This is a genomic window from Shinella daejeonensis (assembly GCF_024281235.1).
Classification (GTDB): domain Bacteria; phylum Pseudomonadota; class Alphaproteobacteria; order Rhizobiales; family Rhizobiaceae; genus Shinella; species Shinella daejeonensis.
This window is the reverse complement of record NZ_JAHWXY010000015.1, coordinates 32769-52065: the sequence shown is the minus strand read 5'-3', so window position 1 is coordinate 52065 and position 19297 is coordinate 32769. Positions and strand designations below refer to the sequence as shown.

Genomic DNA, 19297 nt, shown 5'->3' with positions numbered 1-19297 from the left:
GTCGATGACGCTGTTGTAGAACCATTCGGGCAGGACGAACTCCATGCCCTCGACGCGGCCGGCGCGCGTCGCCATTTCCTCCCACTCGTTGATCCATGAGAATTGCCGGCGACGCCAATGCGGACCGTTGCGGATGGTGGTGGCGATGACTGTCGATTGGAGCCGTGCCAGCGCGGCTTTCAGAAGCCGGTATTGGTGATTGCCGGTAGGTCGCCCGATGGCGCGCAACAGATGGTAAGGCGTAAATCGGACAAAGCGCGAAGTGGTGAGGCCGTTGTTCTCGGCCGCGACGATCTGCGAGGCCGCCCATATCAGCACATCGGCGTCCCAAATGGTCGCCATGCCGTGCTCGGGCATCCCGAACACCTGCACCTCTATATCGGCGGCCTTGTAGAGAATCGGCTTGGTGCGCGGGGTCTTCGCCAGCGAGAAAAACGGCCGTTCCATCAAGTCGCGCTGGTCGCGCGGCGGCGCGTCGCCCGTTGCGACCACGAAGGGGTCCAGGCGGCTGCGCTCGCTATCCTCGGCCGGCTGCGCGGGGTCGTGATCGTCCTCGCGTAGCATCTAGCAGTCGCCCCGTTCTTCGGGCGTGAGAGGACGCGCGGGAAAGACGGTGCCGGCGGTCTTGTCGCGGGTGGATTTGCGCTCGCCGGCCGCGCTCCAGTCTTCCAGATCGCGGACGGTGTAGAGGACGCGACCGCCGACCTTGCGATAGGTTGGTCCGGTGCCGTAGGTGCGATGCTTCTCAAGGGTTCTGATGGATATGCCAAGGAAGCGCGCGGCTTCCTTGGTGCGCAGCAGGCGCGGCGGCAGGCCCGCAAGCGGGTTGGGCATGGATCACCTCCAGTCGGGATTCGGCTGCCGAGGGGCGGCAGCGGACTGTGGCGAACCATGGCGAGGGATCGGCGGTGCGTAGCGTGCCGCATTTGCGCCTATGCGCTGGCGGCCCCCCCTCCGGGGCGGTGCGCGGCCAATAGATGAGGGATTTCAGCGGCTCAACACCTGCCGCACCGAAAAGCCAGAGACATTCGCACGCGGTTCGGCTAAGAATAGCAGCGGAGCAGACGCGCTGCTCTGGGGCGTCGAAACCCCTCACGAATGGCTGGTGCTGGCCAGAACGGCACCAACTCCTTGACCTATGGTCGGGGAGCCTGTGGCGTATACAACAGGCTTTCCGAGCTAAAGGCCATGGGGCCGTTTCGTGACGGTTTCGAACTCCCCGATCACCAAGAGTCAGAGAGAATCGTTTGCGGGGGCGCACCGCAGACAAAGCTCTCTCGGATACGGGGAATGACTATGCGGGTGCCCGTCGAACTCGATCCAGATGTGGACGATGAAGCGCCGACCGGCGACACCATAACCGTCTATGACCAACGGCATTACGTCACCTATCTGCGCCTTCTCGATGCGAAGGCCGAAGATGCGGACTGGAAGGAAGTCGCGCGGATCGTGTTGCACCGCGATCCGGTGGCCGAGGAACTTCGGACCTATCGTTGCTGGCAAAGCCACCTAGAACGTGCGCAATGGCTATCGCGTGAAGGCTATCGGAAGATTCTGGAGCAGGCGGCAGGTAACAAGGCGTGAGGACCACGCCCGCATGATCAACGCTTGCCGAGCTTGATCGGGTAGTGGAGCAGCAGGCGATAGCCGCCGCGCATCATCCTAATGCCATGCGCGACCAGGCGGCGTGCCTTGTTCTTGCGCGGGTCGTTCTCAAAGTCTTCCTTGGTGCCGCGAAAGCCGAGCAGGACTTCGGCGATGGTGCGATAACTTTCGCCGCGCAGCCGGGCGTCGAGCGCACGCAGCGACAGCATGTACCGTTGCCGGAGCTGGGCGGGAACGGCCCGGAAATCGGGACCGGGCGCGCGGCCGTTGAGGGATCGCCAGAAACGGCGGGCAGCATGAGCGCGAAGCTCCAGAAAAGCATCCATCGGCAGCGTAACGGAATAGAAAGCGGCGGCATCCGGCGTTGACTCGGGCAGCCAAAATTGGTGCGCGACGCCATCCACGTGCCAGATGCCGTGCCAGCCATCGGCGGCGCGGCGCAGATCAAGACCGTCGAGATGCGCGAGCGTCAATATTGGTTCGGTGTCGTCGTTCTTGTGATCGACGGGCGACAACCTCACGGCTTGCGGTTGAAGGCGAGGACTCCAGATCGGCGATTGCAGGTCATGCGGCGCGTCGGGATCGCATGGGAAATCGCAACCCCCAGCGATCCGTGATCGCTTCAAGGTCGCGGGCAGCCATCCCTCCCGTCGATGCAATGGTCTGGCAGTCCCGACGATATTCGTCGTTGCGGCGCAAATATTCCCAAGCGAAACCAGCGGCAGGGATGTGTTTTGTATGCCCGTATGCCGCCGGTGATCGCCAATCGATGCTGAGCATGGCGTCACCTCCCCAAGCCGGGACGCTGGGCAGCGTCCGGCAAAGAGAGGTTCAAGGATCACTGGAAATATAGAAGCCGCTCAAAGCAGATACCTTGAGCGGCTAACCCGATCATTTTTTGGTGCTTTTGGGTTGGCGACAGCCGGTAAATCCCGGACGCCTGCCCATATCAGCACGGATAGGCAGCCTTGTTTTCAGCTGTTGGAAAACACATGCACTTCGCCGTGCGCGGTCTCGATGGTGAACAGGTCGCCGCCCATCTCGGCGTCGCGTGCCATCGCGTCCCAATCGACATAGTAGCGCAGCGCCTCCGGGATCGTGACGCTTTCGTTGGTCAGCTCCTCCATGTAGTCGGCAAGGCTGGCGAACTGACCATGATAACAGTCCTCCAAGGTGGATTCGGCTTGGTCCATTTCGCCGCCGAACTGCTCCAGCAGGCCCGCGCCGAGTGCGCCATGCTCTGCAATGAAAGCGGCCATCCGTGCCACGCTGTCGATGCCGGCATATTCGGAGATGCTGACGCCCTCGAAGCCCTCGTAGTCGTGAATGGCGTATTCCTCCGCGTGCTCGACAGGGGAACGGGCAAGCATTGCCGCAATCTCGTCCCTGATCTGGCCGGCGTCCTGATCCGCGTCGATCCAAGCTCCATGCAGGAAGCCGTTATTGTAAGCTGCAAGGCAAGCAACATAAATGCGGGGGTTGCTGTCGGATACGTTGGTCATGTCTCTGATCCTCGGGTCTGAAGGTCAGCGAAGCGGAACGCCGCGCCTGACCTTCTGGCCGTCGCCGAGACCGGGTGTGCAAACGGAGGGAGGCTGCGCGGGGAACCGGCTGCACGGAGCGCGTCAAGCGCGGAGGAAGCTGGGCGGAAGCCTTTCGAAGTGCGCTGAGGGCGGAGCCCTAAGGCCTGTGCTAACGAACCAACAAGAGAGCGTCAGGGACAGGACGATGATCTGCGCGGAGGTCATCGACAAAATACCTAGTCATGCATCCTCTCAAATTGTAGCGTCATCTGACGGGGAAAGTCTCGGTGGGGGAGTCTATTTTTATGTCTGGGCTAGCATTTGAGGTTTTGATAGATGACTCTCTTTCTTCAGTAACATCGACAGCGCAACTCACAGAAATAGTCAATAATAGTATAATAAGTTTGATAAATGATTTTGAGGATGCGGAATGGCGTTACCCGAAGTTTCAAAATTACTTGTGGGATAATATCGCTCAAACTGCCCTATCTGAGAAAGAGCGATCTTCCCTTGTGGATCAAAGCCACAGCAGTCTGATCGCAGCGGCTCAGAATCTGAGGCTTACAGACAATGATGAGATCGGACAGGGCAGTGAAATTGCCGAAGTCTTTTTGTATGGCCTGATGCGTCATCGCTTTGGCGCACTGCCCGTAGTCCCGAAAATTTTCTATAAGCAAAATGTTCAGGACAACGCCAAAGGCGCGGACAGTGTTCATATCGTCATTGATGGAGACGATTTTACGCTGTGGTTTGGAGAGGCAAAATTCTACAATTCCATTGCTGATGCTCGCTTGGATTCCGTCGTAACCTCGGTCATGAATTCGCTTTCGACGAACAAGTTAAAAAAAGAAAATGCTATTATAACCAGCGTATCTGATCTTGACGGCCTGCCAATCGCGCCAGATCTTCGGGCCAAAATAAAAGCCGCTTTGGATAACAGAGAATCCATCGACAACTTGAAGGCAAAAATTCATATTCCAATTCTGCTATTGCACGAATGCTCGATTACTTCAGGGGCAAAAGACCTAAGCGAAGCCTACAAGGCGGAAATTATCAAATTTCATAAAAGCCGCGCAGACGCTTATTTCCTTAAGCAAATCGCGAAATCTGGCTCGGTCCACAAATATGATGATCTAAATTTTCACATCATCCTGTTTCCAGTCCCTAGCAAGAAGAAAATCGTTAGCGCTTTCGTCCAAGCCGTCGCTTTCTATAAGGGGCAGAGCTAATGGATATTTTTGATACCTGCTACGAGATCAACAGGCTTTTGACGCTCAAGAACGAGATCGCCGCCAGAAATCTCCTGATCCGCCTACTGGCAGACCTCGATCATTCCAAAACCCCTTATCCGCAAGTGGTCAATCATATGATCCGCGCGACTGGGCTATTCCCTTACCTGCAACTGGCAAACGCTTCATGGGATCAGAAATATGTTCATCATGCATTTGAAGTTGATGTTGGTCGGCGCGTCGCAACACTCCATCGCGAGCAGTCGAGCGTTCTCGCCAAGCTTTTGGATGGCAAGAACATAGCGATTAGCGCTCCGACTAGCTTCGGAAAGAGTTTTGTCATTGATGCATTCATTGCAGCCAAAAGGCCGAGCAATGTAGTGATTATCGTGCCCACTATCGCCCTGATGGACGAAACGCGCCGCCGATTGTTCAAAAAATTCTCTGAGGAGTATACAATAGTCACAGCACCAGATACTAAACTTGGTATAAAAATATACTTATATTTCCGCAGGAGCGTGCTTTCGGTTATCTGGATGCGCTTGATAGCATAGACTTGCTAGTGGTCGATGAGTTTTACAAGGCAAGCCAAAAGCATGACCGTGATCGCGCGCCTGCGCTCATTAAAGCGATCCTGAAGCTCTCGAAGAAGGCAAAGCAGAGGTATTACCTTGCGCCAAACATCAAAAGATTGAGCGACAACGCCTTTACTCGTGACATGGAATTCGTCGAGCTTCTAGACTTTAATACCGTATATCTTGATATTAAGGAGCCGTATAAGGAATTCGGAAAAGACGAAATCAAGAAGGGCGAAAAATTAATAGATTTAATTTCTCAGCAAACACAAAAATCATTGATATATGCAGGGACGTATTCTGAAATAAAGAAAATTTCAGAACTTGTTATATCAAAAATTCAACCCGTTGATCGCATATATACAAGCCACTTCTCAAAGTGGCTTAGGCAAAATTATCAGCCGGACTGGAGCTTGGCTGATTTGGTTGATCGAGCGATTGGCGTTCATAACGGCAGCATGCATCGATGCCTCAGTCAGCTCCAAATACGTCTTTTCGAGTATGAAGATGGATTCGATAGCATCGTATCCACATCGTCAATAATAGAAGGCGTCAATACGTCTGCTCAAAATGTCATTGTGTGGAAAAGCAAGCTAGGAAATACAAACCTTAAGGACTTTACATATAAGAACATAATTGGCCGGGGCGGACGAATGTTTAAGTATTTCGTCGGAAATATATACCTTCTCGACGCCCCGCCAAAATCTGAGGACGTTCAGCTTGATATTGATTTCCCAGAGGAAATATTGGGAACGCTCGATGAGGTGCGGGATTCGGATCAACTCACGGATCGGCAAGTGGAGCGGATAATTGAGTATCGCACACAAATGTCCGCGATCATTGGCGACGCAAATTTTTCGCGAATCAAGCGCGACAACATCCTACAAGATAGCGACGCGGATTTCTTGCTTAGGCTAGCAATGGATATGAGAGATAATCCCGACGAATGGCGTGGCTTTGGCTATCTGAACTCCAGCAACCCCGATCACTGGGACAATATGCTCTACAGGGTCTTACGGCTTAAGCCCGGTAATTGGGATACGCAATTTGGAAAACTTGTGACGGCAACTAAGGCGATGGCTCACAATTGGGATCGCGATTTGCCTCAACTAATATCGAGTCTTAAAGGCGATGGCGTTGATATTGAAGATTTTTTCAAGCTCGAACGGACGATGACGTTTAAGTTGGCGGCCCTTCTGAGCGATACAAACGAACTGCATAAGATGATTATTAATCCGTCAATCGACATTTCTGCCTTTATAGGCAGAATGAGCAGAGCATTTTTACCGAGTGCAGTCTACCATCTTGAAGAATATGGCTTGCCGCGCATGATTTCCAAAAAAATTCACACATCAGGTTTGATTGACTTTCAAGACCCCAGCATGGACCTATTGAAGGCAATTGATCGCTTTAAGAATCTTGGAAAAGATGCAGTGTTAGCGATTAGGTCACTTGGTCCCTTTGATCGCTACGTAGTTCGCTTCTTTTTCGATGGGATCACGCTTGACGATCCGGAGCCGACGGAAAAGGCGATCTAGACTAGCCTGTAGGTTTTTAGCGGGTGCGCGAACGTTTAGGGCCGGAACGGGAGCGTCCCGGCATCTCTCCGCCCCCGTTGACACCTCTTTCTAGCCTCCATTTTGTAGGGCTATAGCGTAGGTGTAGTTTTCGGTTTCGTCGGCTTCGGCCCGCCAAACACCGCCGATTACCGCACAAATTGACCGGCTATCTCTTTAATTTTCAAATGGATAGCGGATTTTGGGTGGGTTGCCCTATGGGCAGGAATTCTCGCCCGCCCTACCAGTTAGCATGGCCCTTCGCTGCGACAGCCGATCACAGGCTATGGCGCGAATGGCGGTACGTTCATCCGGTTCTGGCCCAGCACGATAACCGTGCAATGGTTCTGCGCGCGCGTGATGCCGTTGTAGAGCAACCTGCGCAGATGTTCCGCGCCGCCTGTGGCGGTGTGCGGCCAAAGCACGATGACGTTTGGAAACTCGCGGTTCTTCGCGCGCTGGATTGTCATAACAAGATGACCGCGTTGCTGCCGGAAGCCCAAACGCGAACGGTTGCGCACGGACTCCAGCACAAATTCGGTGACTTGCGCGGCGGTGAAAGCCGCTTGCCCGTGCGCGCGGCGCAAGCGGTCCATGCGATTGATGGCTTGCGCGATTGGCGCATGTCCGGCCAAAGGCGTGAGAAGCGCACGAAGATCGGCGTAGGACGCCGTTTCCGGCAAGGCGATATCAGCCAGCAAGGCGTTCGCTTCTTCGTTGTCGTGTCGGTCCCATGTGTGCGGATACGGCCCGAAGGTCGCGCCATTGTTGCGCGTCCACTGTCTTGTCTGAACGGTAGCAAGCGCCGCGCGGATAATTGCATTGCTTCCATCCGGGGTGAGAATGACAACCGGGCCTTGGCGCTGCGCTATATCATTGGCAATCGCCCATGCGAGAAGCCCTGTGTTCGCCTGCGTTGCCGCTGCGTCTTGAAGGCGGAAACCTGCGCCGTTCCATGATGTGCGGTTGTTGAAGGTGTTGGCTGCCAGAACCGTCTTCATATCGCGGCCTTCGCGCACGGCGAGCGCGGCGGCCAGCAAGCCCTGCTGCGTGGTGCGCCGAACCTGCGTGAGACGGTGGGTTTGTCCCGCGCCTTCAAGCCAGTCCATGAGGGGCGTGGTATCGCGTCCGTGGTGAAGGCATTGGAAGGCGTCCGCCGCTGCCACGAAGTGGTGCATCGTTGTCGACGTCCTGCCAGCCCTGATTCAGCTCAAGGGCAGTTTGAAGCGACTCAAGCCACGCCACGTCCGAAACCCCTTCGGGGATCAGCACGCATTCGTGCATAAGTGCGGCGACTAGCTTCTGCCGCCATGCAAAGAGCAGGTGTTGCTGGTGGTTGGTCGGCTGCGCGGGCACCGTGTCCATGAGCGGCTTGGCGTTCAGCACGCCTCCGCGCGTCTCGATGAATAGCGTGTCGGGCGCGGGAAACATTGCAGCCACGATAGGCGAATGCGTCGTTACGAGGGTCTGGTTGCACAACGCATTGATGCGGTTGACCAGCCGCTTCTGCTGCGAAGGCTGGATATGCAGTTCGGGCTCTTCGACCGCGAGCACGAAGGATTGCCCCGTCTCGGCGCGCGCCTTGCCGAATTGCATTAGCAAGAGAAGGCTTTGTAGCGAGACAAGTCCCGTGCCTTGCCGCTGCGAGGGAAGGGTCGGCCCCGCGCCGTGCACGAAATGTGGCACCACGCTCTCTAGAACGGAATCGCTGTCGGTCGAAGTCAAGCGTAACTGGAGTTTGGGCGCGCTAGCCATGAGGGTGCGCAACTCGTCATTGGCCGCGCCGATGATCTCGGACAGGCCCGGTTGGTCTTCGAGCCGCGCGCCTTCGGGCGGCGTCCAAAGGCGTGCCCGTTCGGTGCGGACGGCCTGCGCGGGCATGTCCCCGCGCGTTGCTACGACGCGGCGGAATAGCTCCGACGAAAAGGAAATCCAGCGATCCCATGTGCGCGACGCCGGGACTAGAAAGAAACCCAACTCTTGAAGCGCTTTGGTATAGATAGTGCGCAAGTGCGCGTCTTCTGCGAACGGGTCGCCCAAAGTAGCTTCGTCGTCCACAAAGAAGCGGATCGTCTCGGCCTCAAGTTCGTCAAGATCGAAGCGTGCCGCAAAGCCGATCTGCACGGCCAGATCGGTGTGCTGCGCGTTCGGCGTAGCGCTTAGGGTTTTGGCATGCGGATCGAACCATTTCTCCACGCCGCGTTCGGGACTAAACCAAGAGGAATGGTGTTGCGGGTCGTTGGACGTGAAGCCTGCGACGGTGGCGATGCACAAGATGCGAGCCTGCTCGTCCGGCGCGCTGCCGTGAAAGTCATGCTCGGTGAGACGGCGCACTAGTCGGTCGCGCCCGAACAGCAAGGCCAGCGCCTCAATGATAGTTGTCTTGCCGCTGTTGTTGGGGCCAACCAGCACCGTATGTCGGCCAAGCGAGATTTCCGCTGAACGAACACCCCGGAAGCCGGAGATTTTGAGACCTACAACGTGCATTCCGGCTTCCCCCGTGTCCGGTATTGTATTGGGCGCAATTCTAGCATTCACTCGCCGCAAAGACGAAGGGGTGGCGTGTCAAGCAGCCCAGCCAAGTGGGATCGGTTACACGGGCCAGTCAATCCTTTGAAATTTCTGATTACAAACTTCTGCGTAATCAGGCTCGATCATCTTCGCAAAATCTATCAATCCCTTGACGTGCGCTTTCATTCCCCAAGTAGAATCAAATTTTCGTTCAAATGCGTGCCTCACGGGACCATGCTTCTCAATAAAATAAAGGTGCTGACGAATCCGATCTTTATATTCCTTCCTAAGTCTAGGTGCAGCCCCGTCAACATAAAGTCCAAGTACTATTTTTTTGGCCGAGGGAGGAATAACTGTACTCTTCCTCGCATTTGGTCGGTATCCTGCTTTAGAAAGGACAGCATAAGCCTCAAAAATTACTTTTTGGCAATTATCGCGGCCGAAATCTGGGTTCGACGAGGAAAAAGTCAGATCATCGCTATAGCGTGTGTACTTCAAGCCGAACCGAGCCGCGATCTGCGACAAAGCAGCGTCGCAATCGCGCATCACCAAGTTCGATAGGAGCGGGCTGCTTGCGGCCCCTTGAGGTAAGTACCCAAGCAGCCTTTCATTATAGGATGAGATTTTATGGTTAGCTGATCGGACCTGCCATTGCCTAAATTTTTCTCGTGGACTACGAAATGGAGTTTGGATTGTGCAGATTCTTGCAAGCTCGAAAGCGACAAGCGCCGAGTAACCTACCTTCCTGAAAACTCGATAGACTTGTATCTCCGATACAGATTCAAAAAAATCTGATATGTCGAGTTTTATGAGCCAAGATGAACCGCAATGAACTGCTGCGCATTTCATAATCGAGCTTTTTTCGACAAACGCATAACTCGCGCTGTGCGGCTTGATTGGCTTTAGAATATGCTCATTTATCCAGCGCTGAGCCTTCATCAGCGAGCGATTTGGGACGTAGATAAACCGGCGTCCGCCGGAGCGTTTTCGAATAGAAAATTTTTCATAGGGGAATGCCCGTTCGTCGGCATCTACCGTTGTTCTGGCAACAAACGTGCGCAGTTCTGTGTAGTGAACGCCACAGCGAACAGAGAGATGATTCAGTGACAAAATCGAGGGAAGGCTGGGATCGCCATAGATCAGCCTTTCAGACTGAACTATTGCCTCATGTATGGTCCCAGCAGGGATTCCCTTGTTTTTTGCTTCTGATCGGTAAAGTTGAGAGGACCACACGCTGTTACTCCGATGCGTCGCCGCAGGCGACGAAGCGCTCTGCTGCCCAAGGCTTACGCTGGAGTCTTGCAGAGCGCTTCGTCTCCAGCCAAGCTTGAGCTATTCCACGAGGTACAGGAAATCCTTGCCCCGACGACCGTCCAAAGACGGCCGCAAGCAACTTGCGTTGCTTGCTTACACTAATCAGCCTGCGCCCCTCTCAACTGCCGAGGATAGTAATAATCCGAGCCGCGCTCAATGGCATCTTTGCTCCCCGGTCTGAATTTTTTGGCGGCCCGGAGTTCCGCCAAACCTTGCGGTGTTATTCTGCGTTGGGGAGTGAGGAAATTCCATTTGATGCATCGCTCAAGAATCCTCTCGCTGTCCTTTGTACTCAGTCCTGTGGCAAAGGAGATTGTGGAGCGTTTTCGATGCCCCCCAGCGACCAAGGCCAGAATTAGTAGGACCGTCTGCCCCACTTCGCCTGCGCGTGATAAGGCGCCGGACCTCGCCAGTTGTTTCTGCCCTGATCCCATCAATATGCTTACGGCATCACCTCGGATGATCTCGGGCGGAAAAACTGAAGCAACCTCTCCGCTAATTGTTCTATGAGGAAACAGCCCTACCCAGCCGACTGGAGTGTCCTTCGTTTCCCACAGAATAGCTGGCGTGTTGTTTGGGCATCCATGCTCAAATATCAGTGAGCACATTCCTCCCTTGTATCCGAGCCACATGTTTTTGCGCCCTTTTAGAGCGCGCTTTCCGTAGTTTCGGCAAAGCGATTCGAGGAGATTTTTTCGTTCTTGACTAACTGGAAGAGTATAGAGGGTCGGAGCTTCTCGATGGAAATTGATTGTAGGATTCGCTTTGTGACGGCGCACATGTGCAGCACCGCTTTCCATCGCTGAATACGTCACAACATGAAACGCGATAAATCTTGTTGAGTGCCACGACTTTATGGTTGGCTCCATCCATAGACTTTGGATGAAATCAATAATTCGTCCGCCAGATCCAATGAAATCATCCACCAAAATTATGGCTCTACATCGACGAACACGCATTTCTTCTAGAGTTGGATGATTAATAAATTTATTTGTGTTGGCCTTAGTAATCTGGCGAATTATTTGGACGATGATCGCTTCACTACCCAAGTCGGTAGTTTGATCGAGCGGATTGACGCTACGACCGTCGGCACTAGGCACAGCGCAGCTGTAAAATGCCTGCACCATTGGTGTCATCCAGGGTTCGGGGGAGTGCTTAGGAAGTTCGCGGACAGCAAAGAGCGCAACGGGACCTTCAACCGCCGTCGCAGCCTCGTTGATCTGATCTTCGAGTTTTCGTCTGAACTCATTGTGTGAAACCAAGGCGAGCGAACTCGCTAGCAGCGTAGCTGCGTCCTGATCCAACGGATCAAATTGACTTAACCAGCGCTGGCCTTGTTGGGTAAGGATCAGCTTTCTAGAAGCAGTATCGTCGTCCATAACCTCGGAGTGCCTCCCGCGAACCTGACTCGAGCTATTGTTTCAGAAGCAGCCTGATGGAATCAGCCAAGACTATGCTGCAATTTCGAATGGCCAGCCATGATAGCTTGAGAGCGCGCCGTCCTCCGCTCTTTTCACTATCAACCTGTAGCGCGTTCCGGCGGGGCTTTCTCGAACCTCCTTCGGGCACGATTTTATCGGAATCGCAGGATCGTATCCCTGACCATCGACCGCTCTTACTTCGGTCTTGCCGTTATCCAGCCCAACGATCTCGATAACTATTTTCTCGTGTTTGGGATGACCGTGCTTCTTCGGACTTTGGTCTTCTATGAACATTAGAACGGAAGGTATCTTTCGAACATCAAGCTGCTGCATGTTACGCATGAGGCTGATTTTCGAAAATAGTGGCAGGTTATCCGATCTATCGTCTATGTTCTTATGTGTGATGATGCCGAAAACGACCTTGAAGTCGAAGGAATCTAGGGGCGCGAGAAATATTTCTGGATCGTTTCCGTTTAATTTCTCCGTCACCAGTACCTTCAGCTTTTCGCGAGATGCCGACTCCAATTGGATAAGGTCAGCCGAATTGACACCTTGATTGAATAAATGACTCAGGTGAGAAGAACGGGTTGAAATCTTAAGGTGGTAGAAGAACGACCGTTGGCCGCATGAGGCCCCATCGTCGGCACTAACCGTATAGATATCACATGGCTCGATTTGCGTGCTACCTGCTGGGCTGATATCGGTCTGGTCAAGGCAGATAAAAGCATTGTTCCAGCCCGGAATGGCTGCGTTGTATCCTTCCTCGCTATAAACGGCTTTTCCGTCTTTAACGGCGTCGTGATTGTAAGGCGGTAGATCGGAGTTTGCGCATTTTGCGTCGAGATAATTCTTCAACCGATCAATGTAGCTTTTTTCGACGCGATACCATTTTCCCTCACACAAATGGTAGACGAGGCCCTCTCCCTCGGGCTCTCCATCGTAAATCAGAGATCGATAGACGCTATAGCTCCGGCCGGGCGCTCCATCGATATCCGTCAACATCATTCGAAAGTTCTTGAAGCTCTCAACCGTCATTCCGGCGAGATCATAGTCTTGCCCGAGGAACTGGTAGAATTCCTCCAGCGAAATGTCCGGGAAGACATCGCTGGCTCGTCCATCACCTTGGAAGATGCAACACGTATTATCCCGATAATCGATGATGTCAGGGATGGTCAGTGTGGCTTTACCGTCCTTCGCCCTCAGGGAATTTAACAGTAAATTATCAAGTTCGGCGATTTTTAGCGGATCGTTGACCGGCGATATATTCTGTATGTTAGGAAATGAGGTCTTGTAATCGTCCGCACTATAGAGAGTGAGCAAAGTCTCGCATATGCCCGGTAATTCGCCGGGTTCGAGGTTTAGACTTACTTTTAGCGATACCGAGCCAGTCGCGTTCTTGAACAGCTCTTCATATTCTTCCTTAACCCTACCGGTGAGACTCTTGATGATTTCGCTATTTCCATCGAAATCAAGATAGGTCAGTTCGGTCGAAACCGGCACCTGAGTTCTTTTTCGGCGCGCTACGCCGGGCGCGACCATGTCGGCGCTCTTCAATTCGTTAGGATCGACGCTGTTCAGCGTTACCCTTAGGCCAAAATCGTATTCATAGGCGGCGTCGTTCAGATGATGGAAAACCGGCCCGAAAGATAGAGCAAACCAGCGTCCACCGACCGGAAGGAAGACGAGCGCTCCCTTAAATTGCTGCATGAGAGGTTCTGTGACGCCGAAATAACCTCTCCACCATGGAGGTTTCGGAGCGGCGTCGAGTATGTAAAGCGCTGCACCTTCTGGCAGGTCGGTTGCTTCGGCTGCCTCAAGATCGTGATCTTCTCTCAGAGAATTTGTCGGGTCGAAATCTTCTTTCAGTAGATAAATAGAGAATGGTCGCGCTTTTCCCATGATAATCCCCCCAAGGCCCACCAAAACACTACCATAAGTCGACGGAAGGAAAAGCGTGTAACCTACATTGCGCGACAGTCTGGAAATGGCGGTATCCAGCGGGGTTGCCATGAGCCTCTGTCCTATTCAGGAGGATTTTGGAGGGCTATAGCGTGGACGTAGTTCTCTGTTTCATCGGCTTCGGCCCGGCAGGCAAAATGCTGTCACCTGCCGGAACGGGAGGGATTCGAACGCAGGGGATCGCTTCGTCTTTGACGTGATCGAAGAAATCTCTTGAGCAGTAACCTCACATTCAAAGCCACGACCTCCGGCATCCCAAAGAAAGCGTGCCTTTAGAGGGCTATGGAGTAGACGTAGCTGTCATCTTCACCCGGTGCGGCGCGCCAAATACCGCCGATTACCCTCCACAATACGCTCCAGCCGCCGAAACTACGCCTGTAAAAGGGAAGAGAGGATAGCCTGTATATCGGAATGCGTAGAAAAGGCGGCGTTTGGCGGTAAAAAAGTTCGAATCGCTTACCGTCGATTAGTCGCCTTGATCCTTCGCAGTAGCCACTTGTGCGGCTGTGAATGGCAGCTGTGCCCCTGATGTCAGCGCCCTAACGAAAATTCAATAGGGGAGCGCTAAAGCGCGCATAGATAGCCTGGACTCGGTCGGGATCTTACCGAGTTTGGGAACATGCACATCGACAGCATCAGCTTGTTCCTGCGATCTCGTAGGTCCATACCCTAAACCCCTTCAGGACGTGTGGTCCGAAGGAATTGACGAGCGGTATGTCGGCTGCGTCACGGCCGCGCGCCACCACGATCCTGCCGATCCGAGGGACGTTGTTGCGCGGATCGAAGGTGTGCCATTCGCCATCGAGGAACACTTCCATCCAGGCGCTGAAATCCATCGGATCGACGACCGGCACGCCGATGTCGCCGAGATGGCCGTTGATATAGCGAGCGGGGATGTTGAGGCATCGGCAGAAGGTTACTGCCAGATGCGCAAAATCGCGACAGACGCCAACCCGCTCACTGAATGTCTCGAAAGCCGTCCGCGTAGATCGAGCCTGCATGTAGTCGAAGCGGATGTGGTTGTGCACGAAGTCGCAGATCGCTTGCACGCGACCCCAACCCGGAGGGATCGCACCAAAGAGGTCCCATGCGATCTGGCTGAGCCGATCGGTTTCGCAATAGCGGCTGCCCATGAGGTAAACGAAGCAATCGTCCGGCAGGTCCCACACCGCGAGTTCGCGCGCGCTAAGCAGCACCCTGTCCAGTTGTCCGCTGTCCCGGATTGTTGCGTCGCCCCACATGGTCATGTCGCCAGCCGGCGCGACAAGACGGCGGCAGCGGTTGCCGAAGAGATCGCGGTAGGTCGAGACCGGTACGTCGGGGTTGGTAAACGTCGTTTCCGGCACCGTGATGTCGGCCGCGCGGTCCTCATGGACCGATAGCAGGCAAACCAGGGCGGTCGGCTGCTGACAGGTCAGTGTGATCTCATACCCGTAGCGGATCAGCATCGAGTGATGTCTTTACCGGAAATCAGCGGCAGTAAGCGTATAGGAGGTTTGGCGACGATGGGAGTAGGCCTCGCGTGCGACATCTTCGATCGACCTGCGCGCCGAATCGAAAGTCGAAAGATACATCTCCTCCGATAGCTCCATGTTGCGCAATCCTGCTGAGGACTTGGCGAGCGCCTCCACTTCGACAAAGAACGGCACTTCGAACATGCCGTCGTGTCCGATAAAACGAATGGCGTTGCGCACTTCGTCGAAGCTCCGGCTGGGGTTCGGAAATTCAAGGGTCATCGTCGATCTGCTCTGGCTGTTTGCAATAGCGGCGGCACACGCAAAAGACCGTTCATTTGCTCTTTGCGTCCCCCTCATTCCGACGATTCAGGGAAAGCATGCCGTCGGTTGCGACCGAGTGGCTAAGGCCGATCATCTCCAGCCCTTCCCGGCTGGCTGGAATGCCGGTGAAGACATGGTAGATGGTCCAGGACCGGTCGGCTTCGATACGGCGGCCATATTGTTCGTCGCCTGGTGTCCGGACAGATGCGCCACCTTCATTGTCCCAAACGCCGATCGCGCGGTCGTGCCGCTCCCGTTCGGTTTCATCTATGTATCGGGTCATGATCGTGGCCTTTCTCTAGTGGTCACGTCGGCATCAATGATGCCGGAAAATAGCGCGTTACCGGATAAGTCGGTGATCGCGATGGCGTCGGGCCGTTGAGGCATATCGAGCGTCTGCGAAAGCAGTTGCGCAATCTCAATGGCGTTAGCGAGATCGACGGCTTCTACCGCCTCTCGGCCCACGACGGCATGAGCGTCATCTGTCTCCCGCGTGCGGTAAAACTCGATGACAACTTTCATGGCGCCCATTGCTCTTTCAGCCGGAGCAGCACTGCCTCAGCGCTTGCCTTTACCTTGTGACGCGTTGGCATTTGCAGCGACCTTGATCTGGTTGCCGAAGGTGCTTTCAGGCTTTGGCGGAGCCTTCTCCTGCTTCGGCTTTCTGATCTCGCGATTGCTTCGTTTCTGGCCTTTAGCCATGTCCGAACGTCCTTTCGATGAGGGTTGCGCCATTACCGGATTGCGACATGTCGACCGGCTCGAGGCTGTCCTGCGTCGTCACTCGCTCATGGCGTTCGTCGTCGTTGCGGATGCGATATTGCAGTGAATCTCCCCGAGCCGGCAGTCTGCCGGTTATGCGGTAGATATCGGCGGGCAAAGCTGGTCTCATGAAACCGCCCTTGAGCCGGACAGCCTGTCCGATCGCGAAGAGATGAGCAGGAGCCTCGTGGCGGGCGGGACGGATTGTGCGTCGGATTGGGTTGGTCGATATCATGATTGTTGGTGATCCTTTTCGAGAGCGGCGTCGAGATCGGCGGGATCGATCGGCGCCATCTGATGTGTGTGGCCATCAATGCCGATGGCGGGCAGGTGGATGAAGGCGCCTACACGTCTCCAGGCAAGGCGGGAGGATACCTCCAGCAGTTCCTCATCCTGGTCCACGCGATATTCGCCGGCGGGCTGTGCGGCGTCGAAGCCGGGCAGCATGAAGGGTGCGGAGAACCGGACGATGGTTTGTGTGGTGCGCGTTGTCATGGTCGATACCTCCGCAGGAGCACGCAAACGCGCCTCCTGCATCATTCCCGTTCGAACCGGAACGAACTTCCGTGCTGCCAGTACATCCGTGGTCAGCGGCGCGTTCATTCCAAGGTTCGAACAGAGCGATATGCGCGCCGGGTCGGCGCTTGATGCATTCGCTATCGAGAATTCGGTGGTGAATGGCGGGTCTCTGACACCGCAAAAAGCCAAGTCGGCCAAATCAACGAGTTTTATATATGGGCTGTCCCTACCCGGTAAGCAAGGAGCGGGTCGATATTATTTTATCTGGAATTGAATAATGGCTCTTCCATAAAAATAAATCGCATTGAAAAATCAGAAAATACGTATTGAAAACAACAAATGCTGCATCGATAGAAACGACATAAATTTTCCCCAGTTGCGCCTTTTCAAAGAAATACATTTGGCACTCCTATCATTCGAGTGCCAACGGGGTTATGTATCTGAGGTGGCCGCCCTATGCGCCGGCCTCAGAAAGAACCACATGAAATTCCGGCCTCTCCATGACCGCGTCGTCATTCGACGTGCGGAAGGCGATCTCAAATCCAAAGGCGGGATCATCATTCCCGACACCGCGAAAGAAAAACCTCAGGAAGGCGAGGTCATCGCCGTCGGCCCAGGTTCCCGCGACGAAAGCGGCAAGCTGATCCCGCTCGACGTCAAGCCGGGCGATCTCATCCTGTTCAGCAAATGGTCTGGGACCGAGGTCAAGATCGATCACGAAGACCTTCTGATCATGAAGGAGAGTGACATCATGGGAATCGTTGAGAAGACCGAAGCTGCGAGCAGGAAAAGTGCCTGAGCGGCCAGCTTCCGATCCTGTGATCCTCACAACCGAACTGGACCCGACATCATGTCTGCCAAGGAAATCAGATTCTCTAATGACGCCCGCGACCGCATGCTGCGCGGCGTCGAGCTGCTGAACAACGCCGTCAAGGTGACGCTCGGGCCGAAGGGCCGCAACGTCGTCATCGACAAAGCCTATGGCGCGCCGCGCATCACCAAGGATGGTGTGACCGTCGCCAAGGAGATCGAGCTTTCCGACAAGTTCGAGAACATGGGCGCGCAGATGGTGCGCGAGGTGGCCTCGAAAACCAACGACCTCGCCGGCGACGGAACCACCACCGCGACGGTTCTCGCCGCTTCCATCCTGCGCGAGGGTGCCAAGCTGGTCGCTGCCGGCATGAACCCGATGGACCTGAAGCGCGGCATCGATCTCGGTGTCGCTGCCGTCGTCAGGGAAATCCAGACTCGCGCCAGGAAGGTCAAGTCGTCGGCAGAGGTCGCCCAAGTTGGCACGATCGCGGCTAACGGCGACGCGACCGTGGGCGAGATGATTGCGAGGGCGATGGACAAGGTCGGCAACGAAGGCGTCATCACCGTCGAGGAAGCCAAGACGGCCGAGACTGAGCTCGACGTGGTCGAGGGCATGCAGTTCGATCGCGGCTATCTCTCGCCCTACTTTGTGACCGATCCCGAGAAGATGCGCGTGGAACTGGATGACCCTTACATCCTCATTCATGAGAAGAGGCTTGGCAATCTGCAGGCCATGCTGCCCGTACTGGAAGCAGTGGTGCAAAGCGGAAAGCCGCTGCTGATTATCTCCGAAGACGTCGAGGGCGAGGCGCTCGCCACGCTGGTCGTCAACAAGCTGCGTGGTGGCCTCAAGGTAGCGGCGGTCAAGGCTCCCGGCTTCGGAGACCGCCGCAAAGCCATGCTCGAGGACATCGCGGTGCTGGCCGCCGGCCAGATAATCTCCGAGGATCACGGCATCAAGCTGGAGAATGTCACGCTCGACATGCTCGGCCGTGCCAAGCGCATCGTGATCGAGAAGGATACCACGACAATCATCGACGGCTCCGGCGACAAGCCAAGCATCGCGGCGCGCATCAGCCAGATCAAGGCGCAGATCGAGGAAACGACTTCCGACTACGACAAGGAGAAGCTGCAGGAGCGGCTGGCCAAACTCGCCGGCGGCGTCGCTGTCATCCGTGTTGGTGGCGTGACTGAGACCGAGGTCAAAGAGAAGAAGGACCGCATAGACGACGCGCTGAATGCCACCCGCGCGGCTGTCGAGGAAGGCATCGTGCCGGGCGGCGGCGTGGCGCTGCTGCGTGCCATAGCGGTGCTTGCCCCTCTGACAGGTGACAACGCCGATATAACCGCAGGCATTTCGATCGTGCGGCGGGCGCTTGAAGCGCCGGTCCGACAGATCGCCGAGAATGCAGGCGTCGAGGGCTCGATCGTGGTCGGCAAGCTCACGGACAGCAAGGACCCCAACCAGGGCTTTGATGCCCAGACCGAAACCTATGTCGACATGATCAAGGCCGGCATCGTCGATCCCGCCAAGGTTGTCAGAACCGCCCTGCAGGACGCCGGCTCGATCGCGGCGCTCCTGATCACCGCCGAGGCGATGATCGCCGACGTCCCAGCGAAGGATTCCACGTTAACGGCCGGCAACGGTGGCATGGGTGGAATGGGATACTGAGAGCAGTGCCTGAACCGTTCGGCCGGCACGGTCGGATGAAGCAATCCTCACCACAATCTG

Annotated in this window: 23 protein-coding genes; 6 read left to right on the top strand and 17 right to left on the bottom strand. The window is 55.2% G+C overall.

What is annotated here, in order from left to right; genetic code table 11:
• Together KYK29_RS21135 and KYK29_RS21130 are read right to left on the bottom strand one after the other, a co-directional pair.
• On the bottom strand, positions 1–564 hold a 564-nt coding region (locus tag KYK29_RS21135), incomplete at its 3' end, for a replication initiator protein A (RefSeq protein ID WP_254692861.1).
• Positions 565–834: a helix-turn-helix transcriptional regulator gene (locus tag KYK29_RS21130; protein ID WP_018426335.1), complete on the bottom strand. Its 270-nt coding sequence runs from the start codon at positions 832–834 to the stop codon at positions 565–567.
• A 462-nt stretch (positions 835–1296) separates the two neighbouring features.
• Here KYK29_RS21130 and KYK29_RS21125 point away from each other — a divergent pair, with 462 nt between their 5' ends.
• Complete coding sequence (locus KYK29_RS21125; RefSeq protein ID WP_254692865.1) at positions 1297–1584, top strand: DNA -binding domain-containing protein; 288 nt, start codon at positions 1297–1299, stop codon at positions 1582–1584.
• A gap of 17 nt (positions 1585–1601) precedes the next feature.
• Here the strand turns inward: KYK29_RS21125 and KYK29_RS21120 are convergent, their stop codons facing one another.
• The 3 genes from KYK29_RS21120 to KYK29_RS21110 form a co-directional block, all read right to left on the bottom strand.
• A complete protein-coding gene (locus tag KYK29_RS21120) occupies positions 1602–2120 on the bottom strand; it encodes a DUF2285 domain-containing protein (RefSeq protein WP_254692860.1) in 519 nt (172 codons plus the stop codon).
• A gap of 49 nt (positions 2121–2169) precedes the next feature.
• Positions 2170–2385 carry a transcriptional regulator domain-containing protein gene (locus KYK29_RS21115; protein WP_254692859.1) on the bottom strand — a complete coding sequence of 72 codons (216 nt, stop codon included), beginning with the start codon at positions 2383–2385 and terminating at the stop codon, positions 2170–2172.
• 194 nt (positions 2386–2579) lie between these two features.
• On the bottom strand, positions 2580–3107 hold the full coding sequence (locus tag KYK29_RS21110) for an antirestriction protein ArdA (protein WP_254692858.1): 528 nt from the start codon (positions 3105–3107) through the stop codon (positions 2580–2582).
• Positions 3108–3415: 308 nt separating this feature from the next.
• Between KYK29_RS21110 and KYK29_RS21105 the strand changes: the two genes are divergently transcribed.
• Genes KYK29_RS21105 through KYK29_RS21095 form a run of 3 tightly spaced genes read left to right on the top strand, consistent with a single transcriptional unit; the run spans position 3416 to position 6470 of the window.
• A complete protein-coding gene (locus tag KYK29_RS21105; protein ID WP_254692857.1) occupies positions 3416–4357 on the top strand; it encodes a HamA C-terminal domain-containing protein in 942 nt (313 codons plus the stop codon).
• Positions 4357–4911, top strand: coding sequence for a DEAD/DEAH box helicase (locus KYK29_RS21100; RefSeq protein WP_254692856.1), 555 nt, complete (start codon positions 4357–4359; stop codon positions 4909–4911). Before KYK29_RS21105 ends, KYK29_RS21100 begins: the two co-directional genes overlap by 1 nt.
• An 8-nt stretch (positions 4912–4919) precedes the next feature.
• The gene (locus KYK29_RS21095; RefSeq protein ID WP_254692855.1) at positions 4920–6470 is read left to right on the top strand and encodes a hypothetical protein; all 1551 of its coding nucleotides are present in this window, start codon (positions 4920–4922) and stop codon (positions 6468–6470) included.
• A gap of 302 nt (positions 6471–6772) precedes the next feature.
• On the opposite strand, the gene KYK29_RS21090 is transcribed toward KYK29_RS21095, so the two are convergent.
• From KYK29_RS21090 to KYK29_RS21035, 12 genes are all read right to left on the bottom strand, one after another.
• A complete protein-coding gene (locus tag KYK29_RS21090) occupies positions 6773–7597 on the bottom strand; it encodes an ATP-binding domain-containing protein (protein WP_254692854.1) in 825 nt (274 codons plus the stop codon).
• Positions 7584–8975 (bottom strand): ATP-dependent nuclease, encoded by a 1392-nt coding sequence (locus KYK29_RS21085; RefSeq protein ID WP_254692853.1) that lies wholly within the window; start codon positions 8973–8975, stop codon positions 7584–7586. Before KYK29_RS21085 ends, KYK29_RS21090 begins: the two co-directional genes overlap by 14 nt.
• A 105-nt stretch (positions 8976–9080) precedes the next feature.
• Positions 9081–10232 (bottom strand): reverse transcriptase family protein, encoded by a 1152-nt coding sequence (locus KYK29_RS21080; RefSeq protein WP_254692852.1) that lies wholly within the window; start codon positions 10230–10232, stop codon positions 9081–9083.
• Positions 10233–10411: 179 nt separating this feature from the next.
• Positions 10412–11692, bottom strand: a complete 1281-nt coding sequence (locus tag KYK29_RS21075; protein WP_254692851.1) for a phosphoribosyltransferase-like protein — start codon at positions 11690–11692, stop codon at positions 10412–10414.
• 72 nt (positions 11693–11764) lie between these two features.
• Positions 11765–13744 (bottom strand): DUF6119 family protein, encoded by a 1980-nt coding sequence (locus KYK29_RS21070; protein WP_254692850.1) that lies wholly within the window; start codon positions 13742–13744, stop codon positions 11765–11767.
• A gap of 584 nt (positions 13745–14328) precedes the next feature.
• On the bottom strand, positions 14329–15141 hold the full coding sequence (locus KYK29_RS21065; RefSeq protein ID WP_254692849.1) for a transglutaminase-like domain-containing protein: 813 nt from the start codon (positions 15139–15141) through the stop codon (positions 14329–14331).
• A 12-nt stretch (positions 15142–15153) separates the two neighbouring features.
• Positions 15154–15429: a DUF1488 family protein gene (locus tag KYK29_RS21060; RefSeq protein ID WP_183827063.1), complete on the bottom strand. Its 276-nt coding sequence runs from the start codon at positions 15427–15429 to the stop codon at positions 15154–15156.
• Positions 15430–15481: 52 nt separating this feature from the next.
• Positions 15482–15754, bottom strand: coding sequence for a hypothetical protein (locus KYK29_RS21055; protein ID WP_183827060.1), 273 nt, complete (start codon positions 15752–15754; stop codon positions 15482–15484).
• Positions 15751–15993 carry a hypothetical protein gene (locus tag KYK29_RS21050; protein ID WP_039194737.1) on the bottom strand — a complete coding sequence of 81 codons (243 nt, stop codon included), beginning with the start codon at positions 15991–15993 and terminating at the stop codon, positions 15751–15753. The genes KYK29_RS21055 and KYK29_RS21050 overlap by 4 nt, the downstream gene beginning before the upstream one ends.
• Positions 15994–16029: 36 nt before the next feature.
• Positions 16030–16173, bottom strand: coding sequence for a hypothetical protein (locus tag KYK29_RS21045; RefSeq protein WP_183827057.1), 144 nt, complete (start codon positions 16171–16173; stop codon positions 16030–16032).
• Positions 16166–16468: a hypothetical protein gene (locus KYK29_RS21040; RefSeq protein ID WP_056246015.1), complete on the bottom strand. Its 303-nt coding sequence runs from the start codon at positions 16466–16468 to the stop codon at positions 16166–16168. Before KYK29_RS21040 ends, KYK29_RS21045 begins: the two co-directional genes overlap by 8 nt.
• On the bottom strand, positions 16465–16728 hold the full coding sequence (locus tag KYK29_RS21035) for a hypothetical protein (protein WP_056246011.1): 264 nt from the start codon (positions 16726–16728) through the stop codon (positions 16465–16467). The genes KYK29_RS21040 and KYK29_RS21035 overlap by 4 nt, the downstream gene beginning before the upstream one ends.
• Positions 16729–17233: 505 nt before the next feature.
• Between KYK29_RS21035 and KYK29_RS21030 the strand changes: the two genes are divergently transcribed.
• Together KYK29_RS21030 and groL are read left to right on the top strand one after the other, a co-directional pair.
• Positions 17234–17551, top strand: coding sequence for a co-chaperone GroES (locus KYK29_RS21030; RefSeq protein WP_009452379.1), 318 nt, complete (start codon positions 17234–17236; stop codon positions 17549–17551).
• A gap of 51 nt (positions 17552–17602) precedes the next feature.
• On the top strand, positions 17603–19237 hold the full coding sequence (groL, locus tag KYK29_RS21025) for a chaperonin GroEL (RefSeq protein ID WP_254692848.1): 1635 nt from the start codon (positions 17603–17605) through the stop codon (positions 19235–19237).
• Positions 19238–19297: the final 60 nt, after the last annotated feature.